The sequence below is a fragment of the Planotetraspora mira genome, from assembly GCF_016863275.1.
GTDB lineage: Bacteria > Actinomycetota > Actinomycetes > Streptosporangiales > Streptosporangiaceae > Planotetraspora > Planotetraspora mira.
On sequence record NZ_BOOO01000008.1, the window covers coordinates 95,550 to 115,372 of the forward strand.

Genomic DNA, 19,823 nt, shown 5'->3' on the forward strand with positions numbered 1-19,823 from the left:
TCAGCCCTTCGCCAGGATCTTGTCGGCCTCCGCGGCGGCGCCGGAGAGTGCCTGCTGGGCCGTCTCCTGGCCGAGGAGTGCCCGGTCGATCGCATCGCCGACCTTCGCCGAGATGTCGGGATACCCCGCGATCGACGGGCGGGCCTGCACCGCGTTGGCCTGGTTGGCCAGGAACGCGTCCGCCCCGGTGAACTGCTCCGCGAACTTCTTGTAGGCGGGCAGCTTCGAGGTCGCCTGGCGGATGGGCAGGTTGCCCGATCCGAGCGACCAGCGGGCGTCCTGTTCCGGCTTGGTCAGCCAGGCGAGGAAGTCCTTGGCCGCCTGGGCCCGCTTGGAGCCGTTGTCGAACACCACCCAGTTGTCCGGGCCGGAGATCGTCTGGTGGTTGCCGCCATAACCCGGGAGCGGCACCACGCCGTAGTCGACGTTGTGGTCGGCCAGGTCGCGCATCGCCCAGGGGCCCGCCATCTCCATGCCGACCTTGCCGCTGTAGAAGAGCGGCAGGAACTTCTCGCCGTTCTGGTCCAGGTAGACCGACTTGTCGTCGACGGCCATGGCCCGCCACAGGTCGAGGCTCTGCACGGCCTGCGGCGAGGCGAAGGCGGCGGTCTTGCCGTCGGAGTTCAGGATCGCCCCGCCCTGCTGCCAAACCATGGGCCAGAAGCGCCAGACGGTGTCCTCGTCACCGGTGACCACGTATGACGTGCCGAAGACGCCCTTGCCGGGATCGGTCAGCCTCTTCGCCGCCGTGCGGAAGTCGTCCCAGGTCCAGTCCTTCGTCGGGTACGGCATGCCCGCGGCGTCGAAGAGCTTCTTGTTGTAGATCAGTCCCAGGTTGTCGACGACGGACGGGACGCCGATGACCTTGCCGTCGACCGTGGCAGCCTCACGCGCGGCGGGCCAGAAGTCGTCCCAGCCGAACGCCGGGTCCTTCACCATCGAGGACAGGTCGACGACCTTGGGCGTGTCGGCGAGGGTCGAGGACCAGGAGCCGTACATGTACGCGACGTCCGGCGGCTCGCCGCCCGCCAGCGCGGCCTGGACCTTCTGCAGCATCTCGTCCACGTTGGTCGTGCCGACCTCGGGGTCGACCTCAACCCCCGGGTGCGACTTGTTGTACTCGTCGGCGAGGTCCTTGAGGATCTGGCCTTCGGCCTCGGTCTGGCCGTGCCACCACACGACCTTGACCTTGCCTCCGTCATCGCCGGACTGGCCGCCGCACGCTGTCGCGAAGCCGAGCGCGGGGACGATGGCAAGGACGATGGCGAGCTTGCGGATCATGGCTTCATCTCCTCTCGGAGCGACTCGGGCAGCAGGTCGGAGTGCGCGCGCACCATCTCGTCGCACAACTCCCAGATCTGCTCCAGGGTGAGGGTCGCCGCGGTGTTCGGGTCCACCATCGCGGCGTGGCGGATGTGCTCGGGCCTGCCGTCGACGGCGGCCCGGACGGTGAGTTCGCCGACGGTGGCGAAGGAGCGGTTCAGCGCCGCGCACTGCGGCGGGAGGTCCCCGACGGCCATCGGACGCACGCCCAGCCGGTCCACCAGGCAGGGGACCTCCACGGCGTAGCCGGAGGGCAGGTTGGAGATCAGCCCGTGGTTCGGCAGGTTGCCGTAGACCACTCGGGGCCGGCCGGTCACCATTGCGTGGATGATCTGCGGGGCGTACTCCATCGTGGCGTCGGGCGGCTCGAACTCCCCCGCGCGGGCGCGCTCGTACGTGGCCACGTTGTCCGCGCTGATCTGGAGGTACTCGCCGACGTTCAGCCGGAACCGCTCGATCTCCTCGTCGTGGCGCAGGAACCAGGGGAGGTATTCGGAGGAGTGCTCGCTGGACTCGGTGGGGTAGTAGCCGAGCCGCCGGTACATCTCCACCCGGACGCGCCGCCGCAGTTCGGGGTCCTTCTCGATGGCCGCGTCCAGACGCGGGTAGAGGTCCTCCCCGTTCGCCGAGAAACGCAACACCCACGACTGGTGGTTGACGCCGGCGCACAGGTAGTCGATCTCTTCGTACGGCACGCCGACCAGGTCGGCCAGGCCGTCCATCGTCCAGTAGACCGAATGGCACAGGCCGACCACCCTGGGCAGCTTGCGCGCCAGGTAGGTGATGTTCATGGCCATCGGGTTGGTGTAGTTGAGCAGCCACGCGCCGGGACAGACGTCGGCGATGTCGGCCGCCAGCGCGTCCAGGAAGGGGAAGGTGCGCAGCGCCCGGAAGATCCCGCCCACGCCCAGCGTGTCGCCGATCGTCTGGCGCAGGCCGTACCGTGCGGGGATCGCGAAGTCGGTCACGGTGGCGGCGTGCATGCCCACCTGGACCATGTTGATCACGAAGTCGGCTCCGGCGAGCGCCTCGCGCCGGTCGCGGTGAGTGGTGATGACCAGACCGGTACGGCTCTCGCCGGCGATCCTGCGCGCTCCGGTCTCCGCGACCGCGAGCCGTTCCGCCGAGATGTCGTGGAGGGCGATCTCACTTTCCGCGAGCTCCGGGAAGCTCGCCAGGTCGGCCAGCAGGCCCTGGGTGAACACGACGCTGCCGGCGCCGATGAAAACGATCTTCAATGGGTCGCTCCTAGCGGGTGGGCCCAGATGAGGGCCCACCCCGGGTGGTTCAGACGCCGCGGCAGGCCACGCGGTAGGCGTCCAGTTCCAGATGTTTCTTCAATGAGTTGAAGTTCTGCGCGTTGGCCTTCGCGCAGAACTTGGACGTGGCGAGGTCGTACTCGACCTGCATGACGGCCTTGCCCGCGGCGACGAACTGGTCGTAGCCGTAGCCGCCGTTGTCCGCGGTCGTGCACTCCTTGTATGTGAAGCACTCCTCGTTCAGCGCCCAGTCGAAGTACGGCAACAGCTGCGGGATCTGGGCGTTGTCGTTCTTCAGGGCCACGGAGAGGCCTCTCTTGTGGGCCTCGTTCGCCAGCCACGAGTTGTAGGCGAGCTGGTCGGCCTTCGTGAGGGGGAAGCCCGTCTTGTTGGTGTAGCCGTCGACGTTGTCGGGTTCGACCGCGTCGAAGCCCTTCGCCTTGCACATGTCGAGACGGGCCCGCATGATCGCGCCGAGGGGGCCGTCGTACCGGCGGATGTCCAGCCAGCGCTCCCCCGCCCAGCCGTCGAGGTCCTTGCCCAGCACCGCGGCCGGGAACCGGCCGGCGTCGGGCCGCCAGTCCTCGAAGGAACCGGCGCTGATGTAGCAGACGACCTTGCGGCCCTGCCTCGTGCCGTGCAGATCGGAGACCAGAGCGGCGGGGGCATCAAATCCATCGATATCGTACATATCGACATTTAGATAGGGGCTCGTCGGCAGCGACGACAGCTGCCACTGCCAACTGGTCCGCAGGGCGGGATGCCAGCAGCCGGGGCAGGCGACGGGGGCCGGCAGGGCGGCGCCCTGCGCGGGGCTCGCGGTGACGATCAGGCTGACCGCGAAGACGGCGGTGAACAACGCCTTGAGATAGCGCATGTGCACTCCTCGCATGGACTGACGTTCAGGCAAGGGGCGTCATGCGTGCTGTTCCTCACTCTCCCTCACCGCTCGGCCCACGATGCGGTGGGAGTGACATGACCCATAGTGATCAGCAGGACCATGTCAGCACGCCTCGTCCGGCTTCCTTCCTCGAGACTGGCTCAAGACTTGCGCGTATTAGCTCGATTCGCAATGCTTTCGAGCATTAATTCGCACGAAATGGAGTCCCGAGCGATGTTCGACCTCCTCGTGGTGGGCGACGCCAATCCCGACGTGATCCTCTCGGGCGTCCCCCGGCGTCCGGCGTACGGCCAGCGCGAGGAACTCGTCGACACCGGCGTCCTCACCGTCGGCGGCTCCGGCGCGATCATGGCGTGCGGAGCGGCGCGACTCGGTCTGCGCACGGCGTTCGTGGGCCGGGTGGGCGACGACGACGCCGGCCGCTTCATGTTGTCCTCGCTGGAGGCACGGGGCGTCGACGTGTCGGCCTGCGTCGTGGACCCCGCGCTGCCGACTGCGCTGACGGTCGTGCTGGTCGACGGAGGCCGTGGCGGTCGGCCGAGCCGAGCCGAGGCGCGGACCCCGGCCGGAGCGCCAGGCGACGCGGGAGGCCCACGCGGGGAGGTGGGCGATGACACGGTCGAGGGGCCGATCGGCGAGGGCGGCGGGGACCGGGCCATCCTCACCGCGCCGGGGTGCCTGCCGTATCTGTCCGGAGCGGACGTCCCCCGGGAACTTCTCGCGTCCGCCCGTCACGTGCACGCGGCGTCGTTCTTCCTCCAGCCTCGGCTGGCCGCGGACCTTCCGTCCCTCTTCTCCGTCGCGCGATCTCACGGGGCGACCACGTCACTCGACACCAACGACGACCCGTCGGGCCGATGGGAGGGGCTGGCGGAGGTCCTCGCGGAGACCGACATATTGCTGCCCAACGAGGCCGAAGTGCTGGCGATCACCGCCGCCGAGGGCTCGCGGTCCGCTCATGCGCCGTCGACTCTTGTGCCCCCGACCCTCTCGGCCGGCGCCTCCGCGGGGCCCTCCGCCGTCGAGGCCGCCGCGCGTGATCTGGCCGCGCGGGGCATGCTCCCCGTCGTCAAGCTCGGACGGGACGGCGTGCTCGCGTGGACGGATGCGGGAGCCGTACGCGCTCCGGCTGTGGCGGTCACCCCGGTCGACACGGTCGGGGCCGGTGACAGTCTCGACGCCGGGTTCGTCGCGGCGCTGCTGCGGGGGTTGCCTCCGGCCGCCGCGCTGCGGATCGCCGCGGCCTGCGGTTCACTGTCGACTCGGGCGGCGGGGGGCACCTCGGCCCAGGCGACCTGGGAGGAGGCGGTGAGCGCCGCCTCCGTTCCCTTCCCGTAATCCCTGGATCGTGGCGCAGGCGGCAGCGCAGACTTCGACTGCCCTCGCCCCAGGCGGTCCCGCCTGACCGGCGCTTTCCTAGGCCGGCCGCAGGGCTGCCGCCACGGCGGCCACGCCAGGAAATGAGAGACCGCTCGCGGATGCGGGAACAAGGGGCCGTTGTTTCGTTTCTCATGGAATCTCGGACGGCTTCCGTGAGAAACGAAAAAGCTCGGGATGAGTGCGGATTTCCGCACGGCATTACTTCAGCGGCCTTCTGCGCTTTCCCGAGGGAGTCCGCCGGCCCAGAGACGGGCGGTGCCGGTCGTCTCGGCGTGCACGCGTCGAGGCCCCACGCCGGATAGGGCGCGGGGCCTCGGCGAGGGCTTTAGTCCTCGGCCTCCGCCTCCGACTTGGAGTCGCCGTCCTGCTTCTGCCACGGGGTGGCCTCGTTGTCGTTGCGCTGGAACGGCGACACGACCAAGGTGAAGTCGCGCATCAGGTGCTGGCTCTGGTGCTCGTGCTGGCGTGCCTGCTGCCACTGCCTGTTGTGGTTGCGGTTGTGGTTGCTGTTCCGGTGGCTCCGGCCCCAACCGCCGCCGCATCCGCCACCGCCGCAGCCCATGACCGTGGCGGCGCTCGCAGTGCTGGTGGTGACCGCTGCGCCGAGGGCGACCGCCCCGCCGGTCAGCGCGGTGCTGATGGCGAGAGCGCCGACGAGGCTCTTGAAGTTGGGCATTTAATTTCTCCCTTGAAAGGACTGTCGCCCTATATGCTCTGACTTTTTCCAAACACTATGGAAAATGTCTTTCTATCGACCTTTGATAGGCCGTGCCTGCAATGCCTTGATTTCCGCGCCATCCAGTCGACAAACGGTGAGCATCGCCTTTTATCCAGCACTTATCAATCTATTGACGATGTTGACCCTATAAATATTGTTTTGATCTGAAATGTCATTTATATCCGATTTCGGATGCCCTTTATGGGTGCTATGACCGCTTTCAAGTCGAGCAATCACCGCCGTGATCCTTAGAGGTCATCTCATTGCGTGAGCCGGCGGCAGCAAAGGAGGGCGACAACGGCGGCACCGAAGTGGTCGGCTCGGCGTACGCGGCGTCGGCGTAGTCGCCGGCAGTCGGCGAGCCTGGCCGCGACTTGGCTGCGGCCTGGCTGCGGCCTGGCTGCGGCAGCCCGCCGGAGTCGCTGGTGCCGCGTCGCGCGGGAGGGTCTTGCGCACTAACTCTATCTAGGTAGATATTAGAGTCATGGCACGCGCACGACGTCCCTCCCCGCAGACCGCGGCCGTGCTCACCACCCTCGCCGAGACGGGCGTGGGCTGGAGCCACGGCTACGACCTGTGCCGCGCCCTCGGCCTGAAGGCAGGCACGGTCTACCCGATCCTCATCCGCCTCTTCGAGCGCGGGCTGGTGGAGACCTCCTGGGAGACCGACCCGCCACGCGGGCGGCCGGCCCGGCACCTGTACCGGCTCACCATCGCGGGCGCCGAGCTCGCGCGCTCCGTCGCCGTACCGGCGCGCGCCGGTGACAGTGCACCCGCCCCCGGCGCGGCCCGGCTCGCGCCCAGAACCACCTGACCCCGCGACAACCCGACTCGCGACCGCCTGACCCACGACCACCCGAGACTGCTCGACCCGCGGTCCACCTGACCCGTGACCACTCGACGCTCGACCCGCGGACCACCCGGCCCGCAACCATCCGACCCCCGGCCCGCCCTGTCGTTCGGAGGCCCTCGATGCTCGATTTCCTCCTCTTCCTGGGGGTGCTCGCGCCCGCGCCCCTGCTTGCGATCGTCGTGCTCGCGGCCCGGCTGCGTGGCGCCGTACGCCGGGGCGGTGTGGGCACGCTCGCCGCCCGCATCCGCGCAGCATGGCGGGGCGGCACCCGACGCCCGGTGTGGCCGGCGCTGATCGGTGTCGCCGCCGGTGCGGCGCTCACCACCGGCGGCCTGGGGCGCGCGTACCTGGCCACGGTCACGAACGGCCCGCGCTGGGGCTTCGACGTGGTGCTGCTGTCCATCGTGCTCGGACTGCTCGCGGCGGCCGGGTGTGGCGCGTTCGCCGGCCTGGCCGCCGCCGCGGTGGCCCGCGCCCGCGGATTCGGAGCCGGGACCATCGCCGGGCTGCTCGCCCTCGTCGCCGTCGCCGCGGGCACCGCATCCGTGCACCTGCCGCTGCGCGCCGCCTTCCTGGCGGCGCCCGGCGATTTTCCCGTCGTCGTGAACCTCGCCGGCGGCGACCTGCTCATACCGTTCGAGGTGTTCCTCGCCGCGCTGATCTGGGCCCTGCCGTGGCCCGTCCTCGGAGCAGCGCTCGGCGCCCGCGCCGATACCGCGGGCCGCCGGCACGCGGTACGCGACGTGTGGCAACTCCTGCTCGACCTGGCCACCGCCGACCTGCCCGGCAACCGGTCCGCGTGGGGTGCCGCGCTGCGGTCCGAGCTCGCGGCGATCGACCCGCCGGCCGAGCGCCGCAGGTTCGCCTTCGGAGGGGCGTGGGCCGCGCTGCGGTCCGGGCGGCCGCACGGCGCGTGGATGCAGGCGGCCGGGGTGGCACTCCTCATGGCGGGTGGGTCGTTCGCCGCCTCGCGCTGGTCGCTCGCGCATGACCGGGGCGGCATACTCGGCTTCTGGGTGCCCGCCCCGAGCGCACTGCTGCTCGCCGTCGCGCTCGCCACGGCCTGGCGCGACCGATCCTTCGGGTCGGGGCTGCGCGCCGGAGCGCTGGGAGGGATCGGGGCCCTGGTGGCCATACTCGCCGTCGGCATCCCCGAGGCCGTGGTCTGGATGCGCGAGCGGGCCGGCTACCTGAGCACCGGCGACGCCGTCCCGCCGACGTGGCAGGCGGCGGTCCTCGACGTGCTGCGCCCCGAGTTCATCGTCGTCATGATCGTCTTTTGGGCCATGGGTGTGGTCGCCGGCTCGGCACTCGGCTTGGCACTCGGGCGCCGGCGCGCCGACGAACCTGACGACCTCCCCGCGGCCGCCCGCTGACGCCGCTCTACAGCCCCGGCAGCGGATTCGCCGCCTGGCGGCGCGCGGTCCGCGGACGCGGCCACCTCTGGCGGATCGATGCGCGGGCGGGCAGGCCCGCGCATCGCCGTACAGGCGTCAGACCGAGGCCGCCAGGGGTGCGGACAGGTTCTGCTTGGCGAGGCGGCTGCCTTCGTCGGCGATGATCTCCGGTGTCCCGGCGGTGATCCCGTCGAGGGCCGCCGACGCGACGATCGCCGGGTCGATCTTGTGGGCCGGGTCGACGTAGGAGGCCATGTCGGTGTCCATGTAGCCGACGTGCAGAGCGGCGACGTGGATGCCCTTGGGGGTCAGTTGCTGCCGCACCACGTTGGTCATCGCCCACGCCGCGGCCTTCGCCGCGGAGTACGCGCCGTAGTCGACCGGGTGGACCCACGAGAGCACGGACAACACATTGAGGATCGCGCCCCCGCCGTTGGACTCGATGATCGGCGCGAACGCCCGCGTCACGGCGAGGGTCCCGAAGTAGTGGGTCTCCATCTCAAGACGGATCGTGTCGAAATCACCGTCGATCAACGGCGTATGGGTGGAGATGCCCGCGTTGTTGATCAGCAGGGTCGCGTCAGTGGCGATCCGTGCCGCCTCCGCCACGGACTCCGGGTCGGTGAGATCCAGCCGCAGCGGCACCGCCCCCGGAACGTCCACCGTCTCGGGCCTGCGAGCGGCGGCGTACACCTTCGCTCCGCGTTCGATCAGCTGTGCGACGAACTGACGGCCGAGCCCGCGGTTGCCGCCGGTCACGATCGCCACAGAGTTCTCGATCTTCATGGTGCTCCCTTTCACAGTGGGACCTGACATCGCCGGCCGACGGTCAGCGACCGGCCGTACGCGTCGGATTTCCGAAGTGACCGGTCATCTCAAGCGATACGGTCATCTAGGTCCGGCAATCCAAGCTAGCCACTCTTGCTTGGATAAAGCAAGTCAGGAGGTACATTGGTCGCGTGAGAAGGACCACCCGTGACGCCCTGCAGGACTCCGCGTGCTCGATCCAGCGCAGCCTGGAGGTCGTCGGAGATCCCTGGACGATTCTCATCCTGCGCGAGGCGTTCATGGGAGTCACGAGATTCGGCGACTTCGGGGCCGCCCTCGGCATCTCCACCGATCTGCTCTCCGACCGCCTGACGACTCTGGTCGAGGCCGGTGTCATGGAGAAGCGCCCCTACAACGAGCCCGGCAAGCGTGCGCGGCACAGCTACCACCTCACCCCCACGGGCAGGGAACTGCGTCTCGTGCTCGGCGCACTTCAGCAGTGGGGTGATCGGCACCGTCTCGGCGACGACTCTCCTTCCTCGGAACGTCGCAGCCGCGCCACCGACGAGCGCCTCTCGGTGGCCTTCGTCGACGAGTCGGGCAACGCGGTGGCGCTGGACGACGTCGACTTCGTTCCCGTGACCGATCCGCACTGACCAGGGCCCGACCCGCACACCCCATGCCCGCGCCACGCCGGCCGGGTCCCTCCGCTCACCCCAGGTCGAGCTCGACCTCCACGCCGACAGGGTCGGCCAGCCGCAGCGCGCCGAAGAACGCGCTGTACGGCTTGATGCCGTGGTCGGACTGCATGACCGTGCCCGTCCCCCGGAGACGGCCCGTCTCCGTCCGGGTGACCTGAAGCCGGAACGGCCGTTCCACACCGCGAACGGACAGCGTGCCCTCGACGACGCCCTCGTCAGGACCAGTGGCGGTGATCCCGCTGGAGACGAATCTCACCTCAGGATGCCGGTCCGCGTCCAGCAGCTTCCCGGCGGTCTGCGTGATCTCCCGCTTGTCCCTGTCCATGAGGGGAACGGCGCCGCCCGTGCCTTCCACGACCCGCAGGGATCCCATCTCGGCCGTGACGGTCACGGTGCTCGCCGCGAGGTCGTCCTCCGCCACGAAGACCTCGCCCGCCCACCGCCGCACCTCGATGGTGAGATCGTGGCCCATCCGCCCGGCGAGGCCCTGCCGTGAGGTCTTCACGACCAGCGTGCCGCAATCGGGGCCGATCCGATGGTGTTGTCCAGGTACCGACATACACGCACCGTAGGACCGCGGACACGTGGCGCAAAGGCTCCGCGCCGTGTCCCTGCACCACCTTCACCCAGCCGCGCCGCAGCCCGCGCCCCGCCGCCGGCAGCCGTCCCCGGACCTGCCCTCAGCCGTCCCCGGTCACCGGAAGGCGGTCCCTCGCCGCTGCGACGGCCGCCTGCCCGACGCTGATCCCGCCGTCGTTCGTCGGCACCCGGACGTGCGTGAGCACCCGGAAGCCGCTCGCGTTCAGCCCGCCGACGGTCCGCCCGAGCAGCAGCAGGTTCTGGAAGACCCCTCCGGACAGCGCCACGACCGAGACGCCGGAAGAGTCGCGCAGGATCTCGCAGGTCCGCACGATGACATCGGCTGCCCCGTTGTGGAACCGGGCGGCGACGACCCCGGGCTCCACACCCGCGAGCACGTCCTCCGCCGCCGCTCGGACCAGGTCCGCGCCGGCCACCTGGAGCGGGCGTCCACGCGAGATCGCCGCGCGGTAGGCGCCGCGCTCGGCGGGGTCGGCGCGCTGCTCCAGTTCGACCGCCGCCTGCCCCTCGTAGGTGATCGTGTCGCGCAGGCCGAGCACGGCGGACACCGCGTCGAACAGCCGCCCCGCGCTGGAGGTCGCCGGAGAGTTCAGGCCGGCCCTGCCGAGCGTGAGGACGTCCGCCCACGCCGCCTGGTTGCGGCGGACCACGTCCAGGCCCTGGGGCGCCCGACCGCCGTACGCCGCGTCGAGATAGGCGGCCGCCATCCGCCACGGCTGCCGGATCGCCGCCGTGCCGCCCGGCATGGGGACCGGTGCGAGGTGGCCGAGCCGTTCGAAGGAGACCAGGTCGGCGAGCAGGAACTCGCCACCCCAGATGGTGCCGTCGGCGCCGTAGCCGAGCCCGTCGAAGGCCACGCCGAGCACCGGACCCGCCTCTCCGTTGTCGGCGAGGCAGGACGCGATGTGCGCGTGGTGGTGCTGCACACCGGTCAGTTCGACACCGGTCATCTCCAGCGCGTGCTTGGTCGACAGGTATTCGGGGTGCAGATCGTGCGCCACGAGTTCGGGCCGGACGTCGAAGAGTTTCGTGAAGTGGTCGATGCCAGTGACGAACGACCGCATCGTCTCGTAGTTCTCCAGATCTCCGATGTGGTGCGAGACGAACGCGTGCCGCCCCTTGACGAGGCAGAACGTGTTCTTGAGCTCGGCGCCGCACGCGAGTATCGGCCGGCGCGCCGGAGGGCCGAGCCGTACGGGGTCGGGCACGTGGCCCCGGGAGCGGCGCAGCACCGACTCCCTGCCCAGGAACGGGCGCACGACGGAGTCGTCGGTGCGGATGTGGATGGGCCGGTCGTGGACGAGGAAGGCGTCCGCGATGCCCGAGAGCCGCCCCAGCGCGTCGGCGTCGTCGTACGCGATCGGCTCATCGGACACGTTGCCGCTGGTCAAAACGATCGGGACGCCCAGCTCCGCGAGCAGCAGAAGGTGGACGGGCGTGTACGGAAGCATGAGGCCGAGCCGGCGGTTCCCCGGAGCCACGGAGGGCGCCACGGGCGGCCGTTCGACCGGCTCAGCGAACGGCGACGGCCCAGGAAACGACCCAGGCGGCGGCTGAGGAGACGGCCCAGGAGACGGCCCCGCAGGTGACCACAGGGTCGCGGCGCCCCGTCGCGGGAGCAGCACGATGGGCCGGGCCCTGCCGGTGAGCGAGGCGGCGGCGGTCTCGTCGACCTCACAGAGCGCGGCGGCCGTCTCCACGTCGGGGACCATCACCGCCAACGGCTTGTCCTCACGATGCTTGCGGGCCCGCAACGTCGACGCGGCGACCTCGTCGTCGGCTCTGACCGCCAGGTGGTAGCCGCCGAGGCCTTTGATCGCCAGGACCCCGCTCCCCCGCAACAACGCCGCGGCCTCCCGCACGGGATCGCCAGGGAGATCGGCCCCGTGCGCGTCCACCAGCCGGAGCCTGGGGCCGCAGTCCCAGCAGGAGATCGGCTGCGCGTGGAACCGCCGGTCGGCCGGGTCGCTGTACTCGGCCGCGCAGGCCGGGCACATCGGGAAGGCCGCCATCGTCGTGTTCGGGCGGTCGTACGGCACGTCGCGCACGATCGTGAAGCGCGGCCCGCAGTTGGTGCAGTTGATGAACGGGTAGCCGAAGCGGCGGTCGGCGGGATCGGCCAGCTCGGCCAGGCAGTCGTCGCAGGTCGCACCGTCCGGGGAGACGAGGGCCCGCCGCGGTCCCGAGCCGTCGCTGTCCACGATCGTGAACCCGCCGGCGCCGCCGGGCTCGCCGGCTCTGACGGTGACCCGCTCGATCTCGGCCAGCGGAGGTGCGTCACGTTCGAGCGCGGCCAGGAAGGCGTCGACACCGGCGGGGGTCCCCTCGACCTCCACGAACACGCCGCCCGCGTCGTTCCCCACTCTGCCCGCGAGGCCGAGCCGGGTGGCCAGGCCGTACACGAAGGGCCGGAAGCCGACGCCCTGGACGACGCCCTCCACCCGCACGTCGCGGCGTATCCGCCCGTCGAGTGGCTCAGTGTGCATTCGGCGGGCCTTCCGGCCCGGTGAACAGGTAGGCGTGTTCCGCGACGAACTGTTCGACGCTCTGCGCCGGAACCCCGGTGATCTCCTCGACGGTGCGCGTCGAACGGTCGTACCGGTTGTGCCGAGTCAGCCGGGCCATCGTGATGATGTGCTGGCACACGTGGGGCGGCAGTTCGGGGTGGGCGGCGAGCCGCCGGGCCCACACGTCAGGCGGCACGTCCACGTAGGTGACGGGCCTGCCGAGCGCGCGGGAGTACTCGGCGGCGACGCCGTTCATGTCCTGCGACCGCGGTCCCGTCAGCTCGAGCACCTGACCGATGTGGCGGCCCGGGTCGTCCAGGACGGCGAGCACCACGCGGGCGACGTCGGCCGCGGCGACCGGCGACGTGCGGCCGTCGCCGAAAGGCAGCGGAAGCGTCCCCGCCTCCGCGACCGGCCGTGCGACCAGGGTGGTGAAGAGCGGGTTGTCCAGGAAGGCCGTGGGGCGTACGTGCACGACCGGGAGCCCGGACCAGTCCAGCACCTGCTCCGACAACCAGTGCAGCCGTTGCTGGCTCGATTCCTCGGTGCTCACCGCGGTCATCTGGGACACGGTCATCTGCGAGATGTTGATCAGCGCTTCGAGGCCCCCGGCCGCGCGGGCCACCGTGGCGACGGTCGCCGTCGCCTCCAGGTAGGAGGACGACACGCTCAGGCTGAAGAACATCCGCTCGACGCCGTCGAGCGCCTCGGCCACGGCGTCCGGCCGCGTGAGGTCGCCCGCGAGCACCTCCGCGCCCAGGGCGCGCAGATGGGCGGCGCGCTCGTCGTCGCGATGCACCATCGCGCGTACCGGGACGCCCCGCTCGCGCAGCGACTCGACGACCATGCGGCCGACGCCTCCGACACCGCCGCCCGCGCCGGTCACCAGAATGCGCGGCTTCGCCTCCATCGGGCCCGCCCCTCCTCCGTAGAACCTGCCCTGACCTGCGGCGCAATCCTATGATCGTCTGCACCCCCAGAGACGGTACGGCACGGCACGCACGGGTCGCGGTTCCCCCACAGCTCGGCGAAACACGGGAGCCGCCCCCGGGCGGGCGGCCGCGGCGAGGCCGGCGCCCTCTCCGTCGCGCACCCGCTGGCCGTGCCGTACGGCCGGGCGGAACCGGGGCGGGCACCTGCCGGTCGGCCGGGACGAAGACGGCACTATCTTTCGAGACGGAAGGAAAGCGTGCCGTCCCGGGTGAAGTCCGGCGGCACGCAGGCGACTGGACATGATCGGCCGCCACACACCAGGGTCATACCGATCATCACCGCGGAGGGGGCTTTTCCATGGCCGACCAAGACGACGACTTCGACGGCGATTTCCAGGAGGACGTTCTTGAGGACGACGGAGTCCTGGAGCCTTCGGACTCCCTGCTGACCGACGACCTCGGCGACGACCCGCTCGACACCGGGCTGACGGCGGCCGAGCGCTGGTCGGCCGGTCAGAGGTACGGCACGACCGAGGCCGAGGCTGAGGAGGGCGAGTCGCTCGACCAACTGCTGGCCGAGGAGGAGCCCGAACTCGACCCGGCCCTGCTCGCCGGACGCTGGGACGAGGAGGAGCCGCGCAGCGGCCGGCTGATCGGCGAGGAGGGGGACCGTTCCGGGGAGCTCCTGGGTCGTGACGTGGGTATCGACTCCGGCGCGTCGAGCGCCGAGGAGGCCGCCGTGCACCTCACGGACGAGGACGTGGACCGGGACGCCGAGCTCGACGACCCCCTGGACGAGGATCTCGACGAGGCCCTGGCCAACCTCGCGGCCGACGAGGCCCGCGACGCCGGCGACGAGTGACCGAGGGCGGCCGCGTGACGCGGCCGCCCCGTCGCTCGACGGCGTGAGACCCTGGGAGCCGATCGTTGGCCGCCCGTTCACCCTCGCGTTCGGAACAAGGAAGTAACTGTTAAATCAGGCGGAATTGGGTTTCATCATCTGCACTCCAAATCTGAACTTTTACGTCCAGAAAGGTGCACTTGTGACCTCTCCTATTTCTCGTCGAAACCTCCTCCGTTCCGGTGCGGTCGGCGGTCTGGGCATCGCCATCGGCGGCAGCATCGAGGCGATCGCCGGTCCCGCGGCGGCACAGGCCGCTCAGGCGGGCGCGGGCAGGACCGTCGGCTACGGGCCCGTCGTCGTGGACCCGAAGGGCCTCCTCTCACTTCCCCGGGGCTTCTCCTACAAGATCGTCGCCGAGGCCGGCAAGACCCTCCTCGAGACGGGCCAGCCCACACCCAGTGACGCCGACGGCACCGGCTGCTTCCGCGGGCCCAAGGGCTTCGTCCTGGTGAACAACCATGAGATCGGCGGGGGCGAGCCGTACGGCGTGCCGCCCCTCCCCGGACTGACCTACGACCCGGGGGCCCAGGGCGGCACCACCACCATCGAGGTCGACCGGCACGGCAACCGCGTCCGCGAGTACGTCAGCGTGGCCGGCACGCACAACAACTGCGCGGGCGGCATCACGCCGTGGGGCACATGGCTCACGTGCGAGGAGACCGAACAGCGCGCGGGCGGCGTCTTCCAGAAGGACCACGGGTACGTCTTCGAGGTCGACCCGTTCGACCGGAAGGCCAATCAGAACCCGGTCCCGCTGAAGTTCCTCGGCCGGTACGCCCACGAGGCGGTCGCGGTCGACCCGCACACCTCGGCCATCTACCTGACCGAGGACGCGAGCGGCCCGAACGGGCTGTACTTCCGCTGGCTCCCCCCGAAGCACTTCCACGGCCGCAAGGGCGAACTGCGGGAGTTGGCGCTCGGCAGGGGCGGCGACACCGCGGGCAAGCTGCAGGCCATGAAGTGCTCCAAGGGCGGCAAGCACATCGGCGACCTGTCGGAGGCCACGGCCCCGGGCACGCGCTACAAGGTCACCTGGGTCGACGTCCCCGACCGCGACGCCAAGACCGTCTCGGTGCGCAAGCAGTTCACCGATGACCAGATCACCCGCAGCCGCAAGCTCGAGGGCGCCTGGTGGGGCGACGGCGGCGCCTACTTCGTCGCCAGCTACGCCCGCCACGACGACGGCAGCCGCAACGAGCACGACGGCCAGGTCTGGTTCTACGACCCCCACTCGGAGACGATCACGCTCAAGACGATCTTCGGCGTGAACCCGGACCCGGAGGCCGACACCGACTACGACGGCCCGGACAACATCACCGTCTCACCGTACGGCGGCGTCATCCTGGCCGAGGACGGCGCGGGCCTGTCCCACCTGGTCGGCGTCACCGAGCAGGGCAAGCCGTACACGCTGGCGCGCAACGAACTCAACGACAGCGAGTTCACCGGCCCCACCTTCAGCCACGACGCGCAGATCCTGTTCGCCAACATCCAGACGCCCGGCTACGTCTTCGCCATCACCGGACCCTGGGGCCGCAAGGACGACCACGGCCACGACCACCACTGAGCCGCGACGCTGGTCGCGGGGGCAGGACCGTCCCCGCGACCGACCCAGGCAACTCCCCCTGCCTGCGGAACCGCGGGCACGACGCCGCCCTCCCCCTTCAGGGACGGGCGGTGTCGTGTCTCAGCCGCCGTCCGCCGCCCATCGCCGACGCGTCGCGTAACGGGACCAATCCGCCAGACGTTCGGCTCCGAAGTCTGGGCGGATGGTTCCGCCCGGTGATTTCATCGGGTGACTCGACGCTGCGATGGGAGGGCGCGCATGCGACCGGAGGACGAGTCTCCGCCGGAGGGGCGTCCGCATGCCGGCCCGCCCGGTTTGGACGAACTGCTGCGCCGGGTGGCGCGAGGTGACCGAGGTGCGTTCGAGCAGGTGTACGCGCTGGTCTCGGCACCCGTCTACGGGGTGGTGCTGCGCATCGTCCGTGATCGGGCCCAGAGCGAGGAAGTCACGCAGGAGGCCCTGGTGGAGGTGTGGCGCGCCGCCGCCCGTTACGACCGGGAGCGGGGCTCGGCGATGGCGTGGGTGATGACCATCGCCCATCGCCGCGCCATCGATCGAGTCCGTTCGGCCCAGGCCGGCGCCGACCGGGAGTCCCGTGCGGCGCGGATGGACGTGCACCGGCCGTTCGACGAGGTGGCCGAGTCGGTGGCCGCCCGGCTGGAGCAGGAACGGCTCCGGCGATGCCTGACGGGATTGACCGATCTTCAACGGGAATCGGTTACTTTCGCCTACTACGGCGGATACTCCTATCGTGAGGTCGCCGAGCTGTTGAAGGTCCCGCTGGCGACGGTGAAGACACGGATGCGAGACGGGCTGATCCGCCTGCGCGACTGCCTGGGGGTGGAACGATGAGCGGCCAGGGCGGTGGGTCCGACGTGCACGCGCTGGCAGGGGCCTACGCGCTGCACGCCATCGACGACGACGGCGAACTGCGCCGGTTCGAAAGACATCTGGCCCGGTGCGCCGAGTGCTCCCAGGAGGTGCGCGGACTCGCGGAGACGGCATCGCGGCTGGGTCAGGCCGCGGCCGTGGTGCCCTCTCCCGCGCTGCGTGACCGGGTCATGGCGGAGATCGGCCAGGTCCGTCAGCTGCCTCCTCTCGTCGCGCCGTCGCCGCGTTCCGGGCTCTCCGGCTCTCCAGCTCGGTCATGGCGGGGCCTCCTGGCCGGATGGCTCCGCTGGCGGCCCCGGCTCGCCGCCGCGATCGCCGCGACGGCGGTGGCGGCCGCGGTCGTGCTCGGAGTCGTGACGGTCCGGACCCAGACAGGCCTCGATCAGCTGCGAGCGGCCGACCGGGAGGTCACCGCCGTCCTCGCGGCACCGGACGCGCGCTCGACCACGGTTCCGGCGGGAGCCGCGGGCGGAACCGTGGTGGTCTCCCGCTCCCAGGGCAAGATGGTGTTCCTCGCCTCGGGGCTGGCCGCCCTGCCGGACAGCAGCACCTACCAGCTCTGGCAGATCGGCCCGCAGGGAGCCCGTTCGGCGGGTCTGCTCCGCCAGGACGGCACCGGCTACATAGCGCCGGTGGTGGCCGCGACGGCGGACGGCGCGACCAGGGTCGGAGTGACCGTCGAACCCGCGGGCGGCTCGGAGCAGCCCACCACCCAGCCGCTTCTCCTGCTCGACCTGCCCACAGCCTGAAAACCGGATCGGCCACGGACCAATCCGAAGTCGCGGGGGCTCCGAAGCCCTGATGTGACAGTCAAGAAGCGGGCTCGCCCTCCGATCGCAGCGGCCGTCTCCGGCCTGCTGGCGGCGACGGCGGCGCTGGGCGCGGCGGAACTGGCCGCCGCCCTGCTCCGGCCGCAGGCGAGCCCCCTTCTCGCGGTGGGCTCGGCGTTCATCGACCTCACCCCCGCATGGCTCAAGGACTTCGCGATCCGCACGTTCGGAGCCAATGACAAGCCCGTCCTGCTGCTCGGTCTGGTGACCGCGGTCGCCGCGTGCGCGGCCGCCGTCGGGGTCCTGTCGACCCGCCGGCCCCGCGTCGCGGCCGGGGGCCTGGCGGCGCTCGGCGCCATCGCGACCGTGGCGGCGCTGTCGCGCCCCGACGCGGTGCCCACCGACGCGCTGCCGTCACTGATTGCGGCCGTCACCGGTGTGCCGGCCCTTCTGGTGCTGCGCCGGGCCCGCCAACCGCAGATGCCGCGCCGCGAAACAGCGCCCCGGACGGCGCCCAAGACGGCGCCCGGGCCTCTGCCCGGGACGGTTCGTGCCGACAGGCGGGCACTGTTGCGAACGGGAGTCGCGGTGCTGGGCTTCGCCGCGATCAGCGGTGGGACCGCGCGTGCGGTGAACGCCGCGCGCGACGCCGCGGCAGGCGGCGCGGGCCTCACCCTGCCCCTGCCTTCCGATCCCGCACGGCCCCTGCCCCCGGGCAGCGACCTGCGCCTGCCCGGGCTGAGCTCCTTCACCACGCCGAACCGGAGCTTCTACCGCGTCGACACCGCCCTGGTCGTCCCGCGCGTGCCGTACCGGGACTGGCGGCTGCGCATCCACGGGCTCGTCGACCGGCCGGTCGAGCTGACCTTCGACCAGATCCTCTCCCGGCCGCTGCTCGAGCGGGACATCACGCTGACCTGTGTGTCGAACGAGGTCGGCAGCCCGTACGCCGGGCACGCGCGCTGGCTCGGCGTCGACCTGGCCGGGCTGCTGCGCGAGGCGGGAGTGCGGTCCGGGGCCGACCAGATCCTCTCGCGCTCCGCCGACGGATGGACCGGCGGCACTGCGGTGGAAGCCGTCCTGGACGGCCGCGACGCGCTGCTCGCCATCGGCATGAACGGCGAGGTCCTCCCCGCCGCGCACGGCTTCCCCGCCCGCATGATCGTCCCAGGCCTGTACGGCTACGTCTCGGCGACCAAATGGGTGACCGAGATCAAACTCACCCGGTTCGCCGACGAGCAGGCCTACTGGACCCGCCGCGGATGGGCGGAGAGCGCCCCGATCAAGACCGCCTCCCGCATCGAGGTTCCCAAGCCGTTCGCCCGCATCGCCGCGGGCCGTACGACCATCGCCGGGACCGCCTGGGCCCAGCACCGCGGGGTGGCCGCGGTCGAGGTCCGGGTGGATGAGGGGCCGTGGACACAGGCCCTTCTCGCCCCCACGCCGACGCCCGACACCTGGCGGCAGTGGCACCTGGACTGGGCGGCCACGCGCGGCGACCACCACCTGGAGGTCCGCGCCACCGACACCGCCGGCGAGGTCCAGCCGTCGCAGCGGACGCCGCCTTTCCCCGACGGCGCGACCGGCCGCCACTCGGTCCTCGTGACCGTCCGATGACCGATCCCCACCATCAGTCCGACCCGACCCGACCCGACCCGAAGGAAGATCATCATGAGGAAGACCCTGCTCGCCCTGCCCGTCCTCGCGGGAGCCCTCTGCCTGTCCGCGGCGTGCGGCGGCGGCACGGAGGCGACCCCGGCGTCCACCGCCGCCGCGCCGGCCACCCAGGCCCCCATGTCACCGGCGCCCGCCGTGGCCATGCCGTTCGGCACCGCCTGCTCGGCCGTGCCCGCCTCCGGTGAGGGCAGCTTCACCGGGATGGCCGACGACCCGGTGGCGACGGCCGCCTCCAACAACCCCGTGCTGTCCACCCTGGTCACGGCGGTGAAGAAGGCCGGGCTCGTCGACACGCTCAACTCCGCCGAGGACATCACCGTCTTCGCGCCGACCAACGACGCCTTCGCCAAGATCCCGAAGGACACGCTGGACAAGGTGCTGGCCGACAAGAAGACGCTCACGAGCATCCTCACCTACCACGTGGTCGCCGGCCGCAAGACTCCTGCCGACCTGGAGAACGGGTCGTTCACCACGCTGGAGGGCGCCAAGGTGACCACGACCGGCTCGGGCGAGAACTTCACGGCGGGCGGCGCCAACGTCGTCTGCGGCGACGTCCCGACCAGGAACGCGACCGTCTACATCATCGACACCGTCCTGATGCCGAAGAGCTGACCGTCTCCGGCTCCCGCGGGGCCGCGGCACCGCCCTTTGTTCCGGGAGGGCGGTGCCGCCCTCACT

General features: G+C 71.0%; 18 protein-coding genes. 10 read left to right on the forward strand and 8 right to left on the reverse strand.

Going from position 1 to position 19,823, the window contains the following annotated elements:
- The 3 genes from Pmi06nite_RS07660 to Pmi06nite_RS07670 are packed head-to-tail and all read right to left on the reverse strand — an operon-like array spanning position 1 to position 3,459.
- Positions 1-1,281, reverse strand: coding sequence for an ABC transporter substrate-binding protein (locus tag Pmi06nite_RS07660; RefSeq protein WP_203952180.1), 1,281 nt, complete (start codon positions 1,279-1,281; stop codon positions 1-3).
- Positions 1,278-2,561, reverse strand: coding sequence for an alpha-glucosidase/alpha-galactosidase (locus Pmi06nite_RS07665; protein WP_203952181.1), 1,284 nt, complete (start codon positions 2,559-2,561; stop codon positions 1,278-1,280). Before Pmi06nite_RS07665 ends, Pmi06nite_RS07660 begins: the two co-directional genes overlap by 4 nt.
- A gap of 49 nt (positions 2,562-2,610) precedes the next feature.
- Positions 2,611-3,459, reverse strand: coding sequence for an endo alpha-1,4 polygalactosaminidase (locus Pmi06nite_RS07670; protein WP_203952182.1), 849 nt, complete (start codon positions 3,457-3,459; stop codon positions 2,611-2,613).
- A gap of 237 nt (positions 3,460-3,696) precedes the next feature.
- Between Pmi06nite_RS07670 and Pmi06nite_RS07675 the strand changes: the two genes are divergently transcribed.
- Complete coding sequence (locus Pmi06nite_RS07675) at positions 3,697-4,821, forward strand: carbohydrate kinase family protein (protein WP_203952183.1); 1,125 nt, start codon at positions 3,697-3,699, stop codon at positions 4,819-4,821.
- A gap of 367 nt (positions 4,822-5,188) precedes the next feature.
- Here the strand turns inward: Pmi06nite_RS07675 and Pmi06nite_RS07680 are convergent, their stop codons facing one another.
- Positions 5,189-5,539, reverse strand: coding sequence for a hypothetical protein (locus Pmi06nite_RS07680; RefSeq protein WP_203952184.1), 351 nt, complete (start codon positions 5,537-5,539; stop codon positions 5,189-5,191).
- Positions 5,540-6,065: 526 nt separating this feature from the next.
- Between Pmi06nite_RS07680 and Pmi06nite_RS07685 the strand changes: the two genes are divergently transcribed.
- Both Pmi06nite_RS07685 and Pmi06nite_RS07690 read left to right on the forward strand, forming a co-directional pair.
- Complete coding sequence (locus Pmi06nite_RS07685) at positions 6,066-6,395, forward strand: PadR family transcriptional regulator (RefSeq protein WP_203952185.1); 330 nt, start codon at positions 6,066-6,068, stop codon at positions 6,393-6,395.
- Positions 6,396-6,553: 158 nt separating this feature from the next.
- The gene (locus Pmi06nite_RS07690; protein WP_203952186.1) at positions 6,554-7,810 is read left to right on the forward strand and encodes a hypothetical protein; all 1,257 of its coding nucleotides are present in this window, start codon (positions 6,554-6,556) and stop codon (positions 7,808-7,810) included.
- 117 nt (positions 7,811-7,927) lie between these two features.
- Here Pmi06nite_RS07690 and Pmi06nite_RS07695 read toward each other — a convergent pair whose 3' ends face one another.
- Positions 7,928-8,617: an SDR family oxidoreductase gene (locus tag Pmi06nite_RS07695; protein ID WP_203952187.1), complete on the reverse strand. Its 690-nt coding sequence runs from the start codon at positions 8,615-8,617 to the stop codon at positions 7,928-7,930.
- Positions 8,618-8,790: 173 nt separating this feature from the next.
- Here Pmi06nite_RS07695 and Pmi06nite_RS07700 point away from each other — a divergent pair, with 173 nt between their 5' ends.
- Positions 8,791-9,255 (forward strand): winged helix-turn-helix transcriptional regulator, encoded by a 465-nt coding sequence (locus Pmi06nite_RS07700; RefSeq protein WP_203952188.1) that lies wholly within the window; start codon positions 8,791-8,793, stop codon positions 9,253-9,255.
- Positions 9,256-9,310: 55 nt separating this feature from the next.
- On the opposite strand, the gene Pmi06nite_RS07705 is transcribed toward Pmi06nite_RS07700, so the two are convergent.
- From Pmi06nite_RS07705 to Pmi06nite_RS07715, 3 genes are all read right to left on the reverse strand, one after another.
- Complete coding sequence (locus Pmi06nite_RS07705) at positions 9,311-9,859, reverse strand: YceI family protein (protein WP_203952189.1); 549 nt, start codon at positions 9,857-9,859, stop codon at positions 9,311-9,313.
- Between the two features lie 121 nt (positions 9,860-9,980).
- The gene (locus Pmi06nite_RS07710; RefSeq protein ID WP_203952190.1) at positions 9,981-12,386 is read right to left on the reverse strand and encodes a carbamoyltransferase HypF; all 2,406 of its coding nucleotides are present in this window, start codon (positions 12,384-12,386) and stop codon (positions 9,981-9,983) included.
- Positions 12,376-13,317, reverse strand: coding sequence for an NmrA family NAD(P)-binding protein (locus tag Pmi06nite_RS07715; RefSeq protein ID WP_203952191.1), 942 nt, complete (start codon positions 13,315-13,317; stop codon positions 12,376-12,378). Before Pmi06nite_RS07715 ends, Pmi06nite_RS07710 begins: the two co-directional genes overlap by 11 nt.
- A gap of 380 nt (positions 13,318-13,697) precedes the next feature.
- Between Pmi06nite_RS07715 and Pmi06nite_RS07720 the strand changes: the two genes are divergently transcribed.
- The 6 genes from Pmi06nite_RS07720 to Pmi06nite_RS07745 all read left to right on the forward strand — a co-directional run bounded on the left by Pmi06nite_RS07720 (position 13,698) and on the right by Pmi06nite_RS07745 (position 19,757).
- On the forward strand, positions 13,698-14,201 hold the full coding sequence (locus Pmi06nite_RS07720) for a DUF5709 domain-containing protein (protein WP_203952192.1): 504 nt from the start codon (positions 13,698-13,700) through the stop codon (positions 14,199-14,201).
- 181 nt (positions 14,202-14,382) lie between these two features.
- Positions 14,383-15,807 (forward strand): alkaline phosphatase PhoX, encoded by a 1,425-nt coding sequence (locus tag Pmi06nite_RS07725; RefSeq protein WP_239113747.1) that lies wholly within the window; start codon positions 14,383-14,385, stop codon positions 15,805-15,807.
- 258 nt (positions 15,808-16,065) lie between these two features.
- Positions 16,066-16,659 (forward strand): ECF RNA polymerase sigma factor SigK, encoded by a 594-nt coding sequence (gene sigK / locus Pmi06nite_RS07730; protein ID WP_203952193.1) that lies wholly within the window; start codon positions 16,066-16,068, stop codon positions 16,657-16,659.
- Positions 16,656-17,447: an anti-sigma factor gene (locus tag Pmi06nite_RS07735; RefSeq protein ID WP_203952194.1), complete on the forward strand. Its 792-nt coding sequence runs from the start codon at positions 16,656-16,658 to the stop codon at positions 17,445-17,447. Before sigK ends, Pmi06nite_RS07735 begins: the two co-directional genes overlap by 4 nt.
- Positions 17,448-17,501: 54 nt before the next feature.
- A complete protein-coding gene (locus Pmi06nite_RS07740; RefSeq protein ID WP_203952195.1) occupies positions 17,502-19,085 on the forward strand; it encodes a molybdopterin-dependent oxidoreductase in 1,584 nt (527 codons plus the stop codon).
- Between the two features lie 54 nt (positions 19,086-19,139).
- Complete coding sequence (locus tag Pmi06nite_RS07745) at positions 19,140-19,757, forward strand: fasciclin domain-containing protein (protein ID WP_203952196.1); 618 nt, start codon at positions 19,140-19,142, stop codon at positions 19,755-19,757.
- Positions 19,758-19,823: the final 66 nt, after the last annotated feature.

Excerpts from the sequence above, each read along its gene's own strand:
- Pmi06nite_RS07660 (WP_203952180.1), bottom strand. The coding sequence starts at position 1,281 with ATGATCCGCAAGCTCGCCATCGTCCTTGCCATCGTCCCCGCGCTCGGC.
- Pmi06nite_RS07670 (WP_203952182.1), bottom strand. The coding sequence starts at position 3,459 with ATGCGCTATCTCAAGGCGTTGTTCACCGCCGTCTTCGCGGTCAGCCTG.
- Pmi06nite_RS07675 (WP_203952183.1), top strand. The coding sequence starts at position 3,697 with ATGTTCGACCTCCTCGTGGTGGGCGACGCCAATCCCGACGTGATCCTC.
- Pmi06nite_RS07680 (WP_203952184.1), bottom strand. The coding sequence starts at position 5,539 with ATGCCCAACTTCAAGAGCCTCGTCGGCGCTCTCGCCATCAGCACCGCG.
- Pmi06nite_RS07685 (WP_203952185.1), top strand. The coding sequence starts at position 6,066 with ATGGCACGCGCACGACGTCCCTCCCCGCAGACCGCGGCCGTGCTCACC.
- Pmi06nite_RS07690 (WP_203952186.1), top strand. The coding sequence starts at position 6,554 with ATGCTCGATTTCCTCCTCTTCCTGGGGGTGCTCGCGCCCGCGCCCCTG.
- Pmi06nite_RS07695 (WP_203952187.1), bottom strand. The coding sequence starts at position 8,617 with ATGAAGATCGAGAACTCTGTGGCGATCGTGACCGGCGGCAACCGCGGG.
- Pmi06nite_RS07705 (WP_203952189.1), bottom strand. The coding sequence starts at position 9,859 with ATGTCGGTACCTGGACAACACCATCGGATCGGCCCCGATTGCGGCACG.
- Pmi06nite_RS07710 (WP_203952190.1), bottom strand. The coding sequence starts at position 12,386 with ATGCACACTGAGCCACTCGACGGGCGGATACGCCGCGACGTGCGGGTG.
- Pmi06nite_RS07715 (WP_203952191.1), bottom strand. The coding sequence starts at position 13,317 with ATGGAGGCGAAGCCGCGCATTCTGGTGACCGGCGCGGGCGGCGGTGTC.
- Pmi06nite_RS07720 (WP_203952192.1), top strand. The coding sequence starts at position 13,698 with ATGGCCGACCAAGACGACGACTTCGACGGCGATTTCCAGGAGGACGTT.
- sigK (WP_203952193.1), top strand. The coding sequence starts at position 16,066 with ATGCGACCGGAGGACGAGTCTCCGCCGGAGGGGCGTCCGCATGCCGGC.
- Pmi06nite_RS07735 (WP_203952194.1), top strand. The coding sequence starts at position 16,656 with ATGAGCGGCCAGGGCGGTGGGTCCGACGTGCACGCGCTGGCAGGGGCC.
- Pmi06nite_RS07745 (WP_203952196.1), top strand. The coding sequence starts at position 19,140 with ATGAGGAAGACCCTGCTCGCCCTGCCCGTCCTCGCGGGAGCCCTCTGC.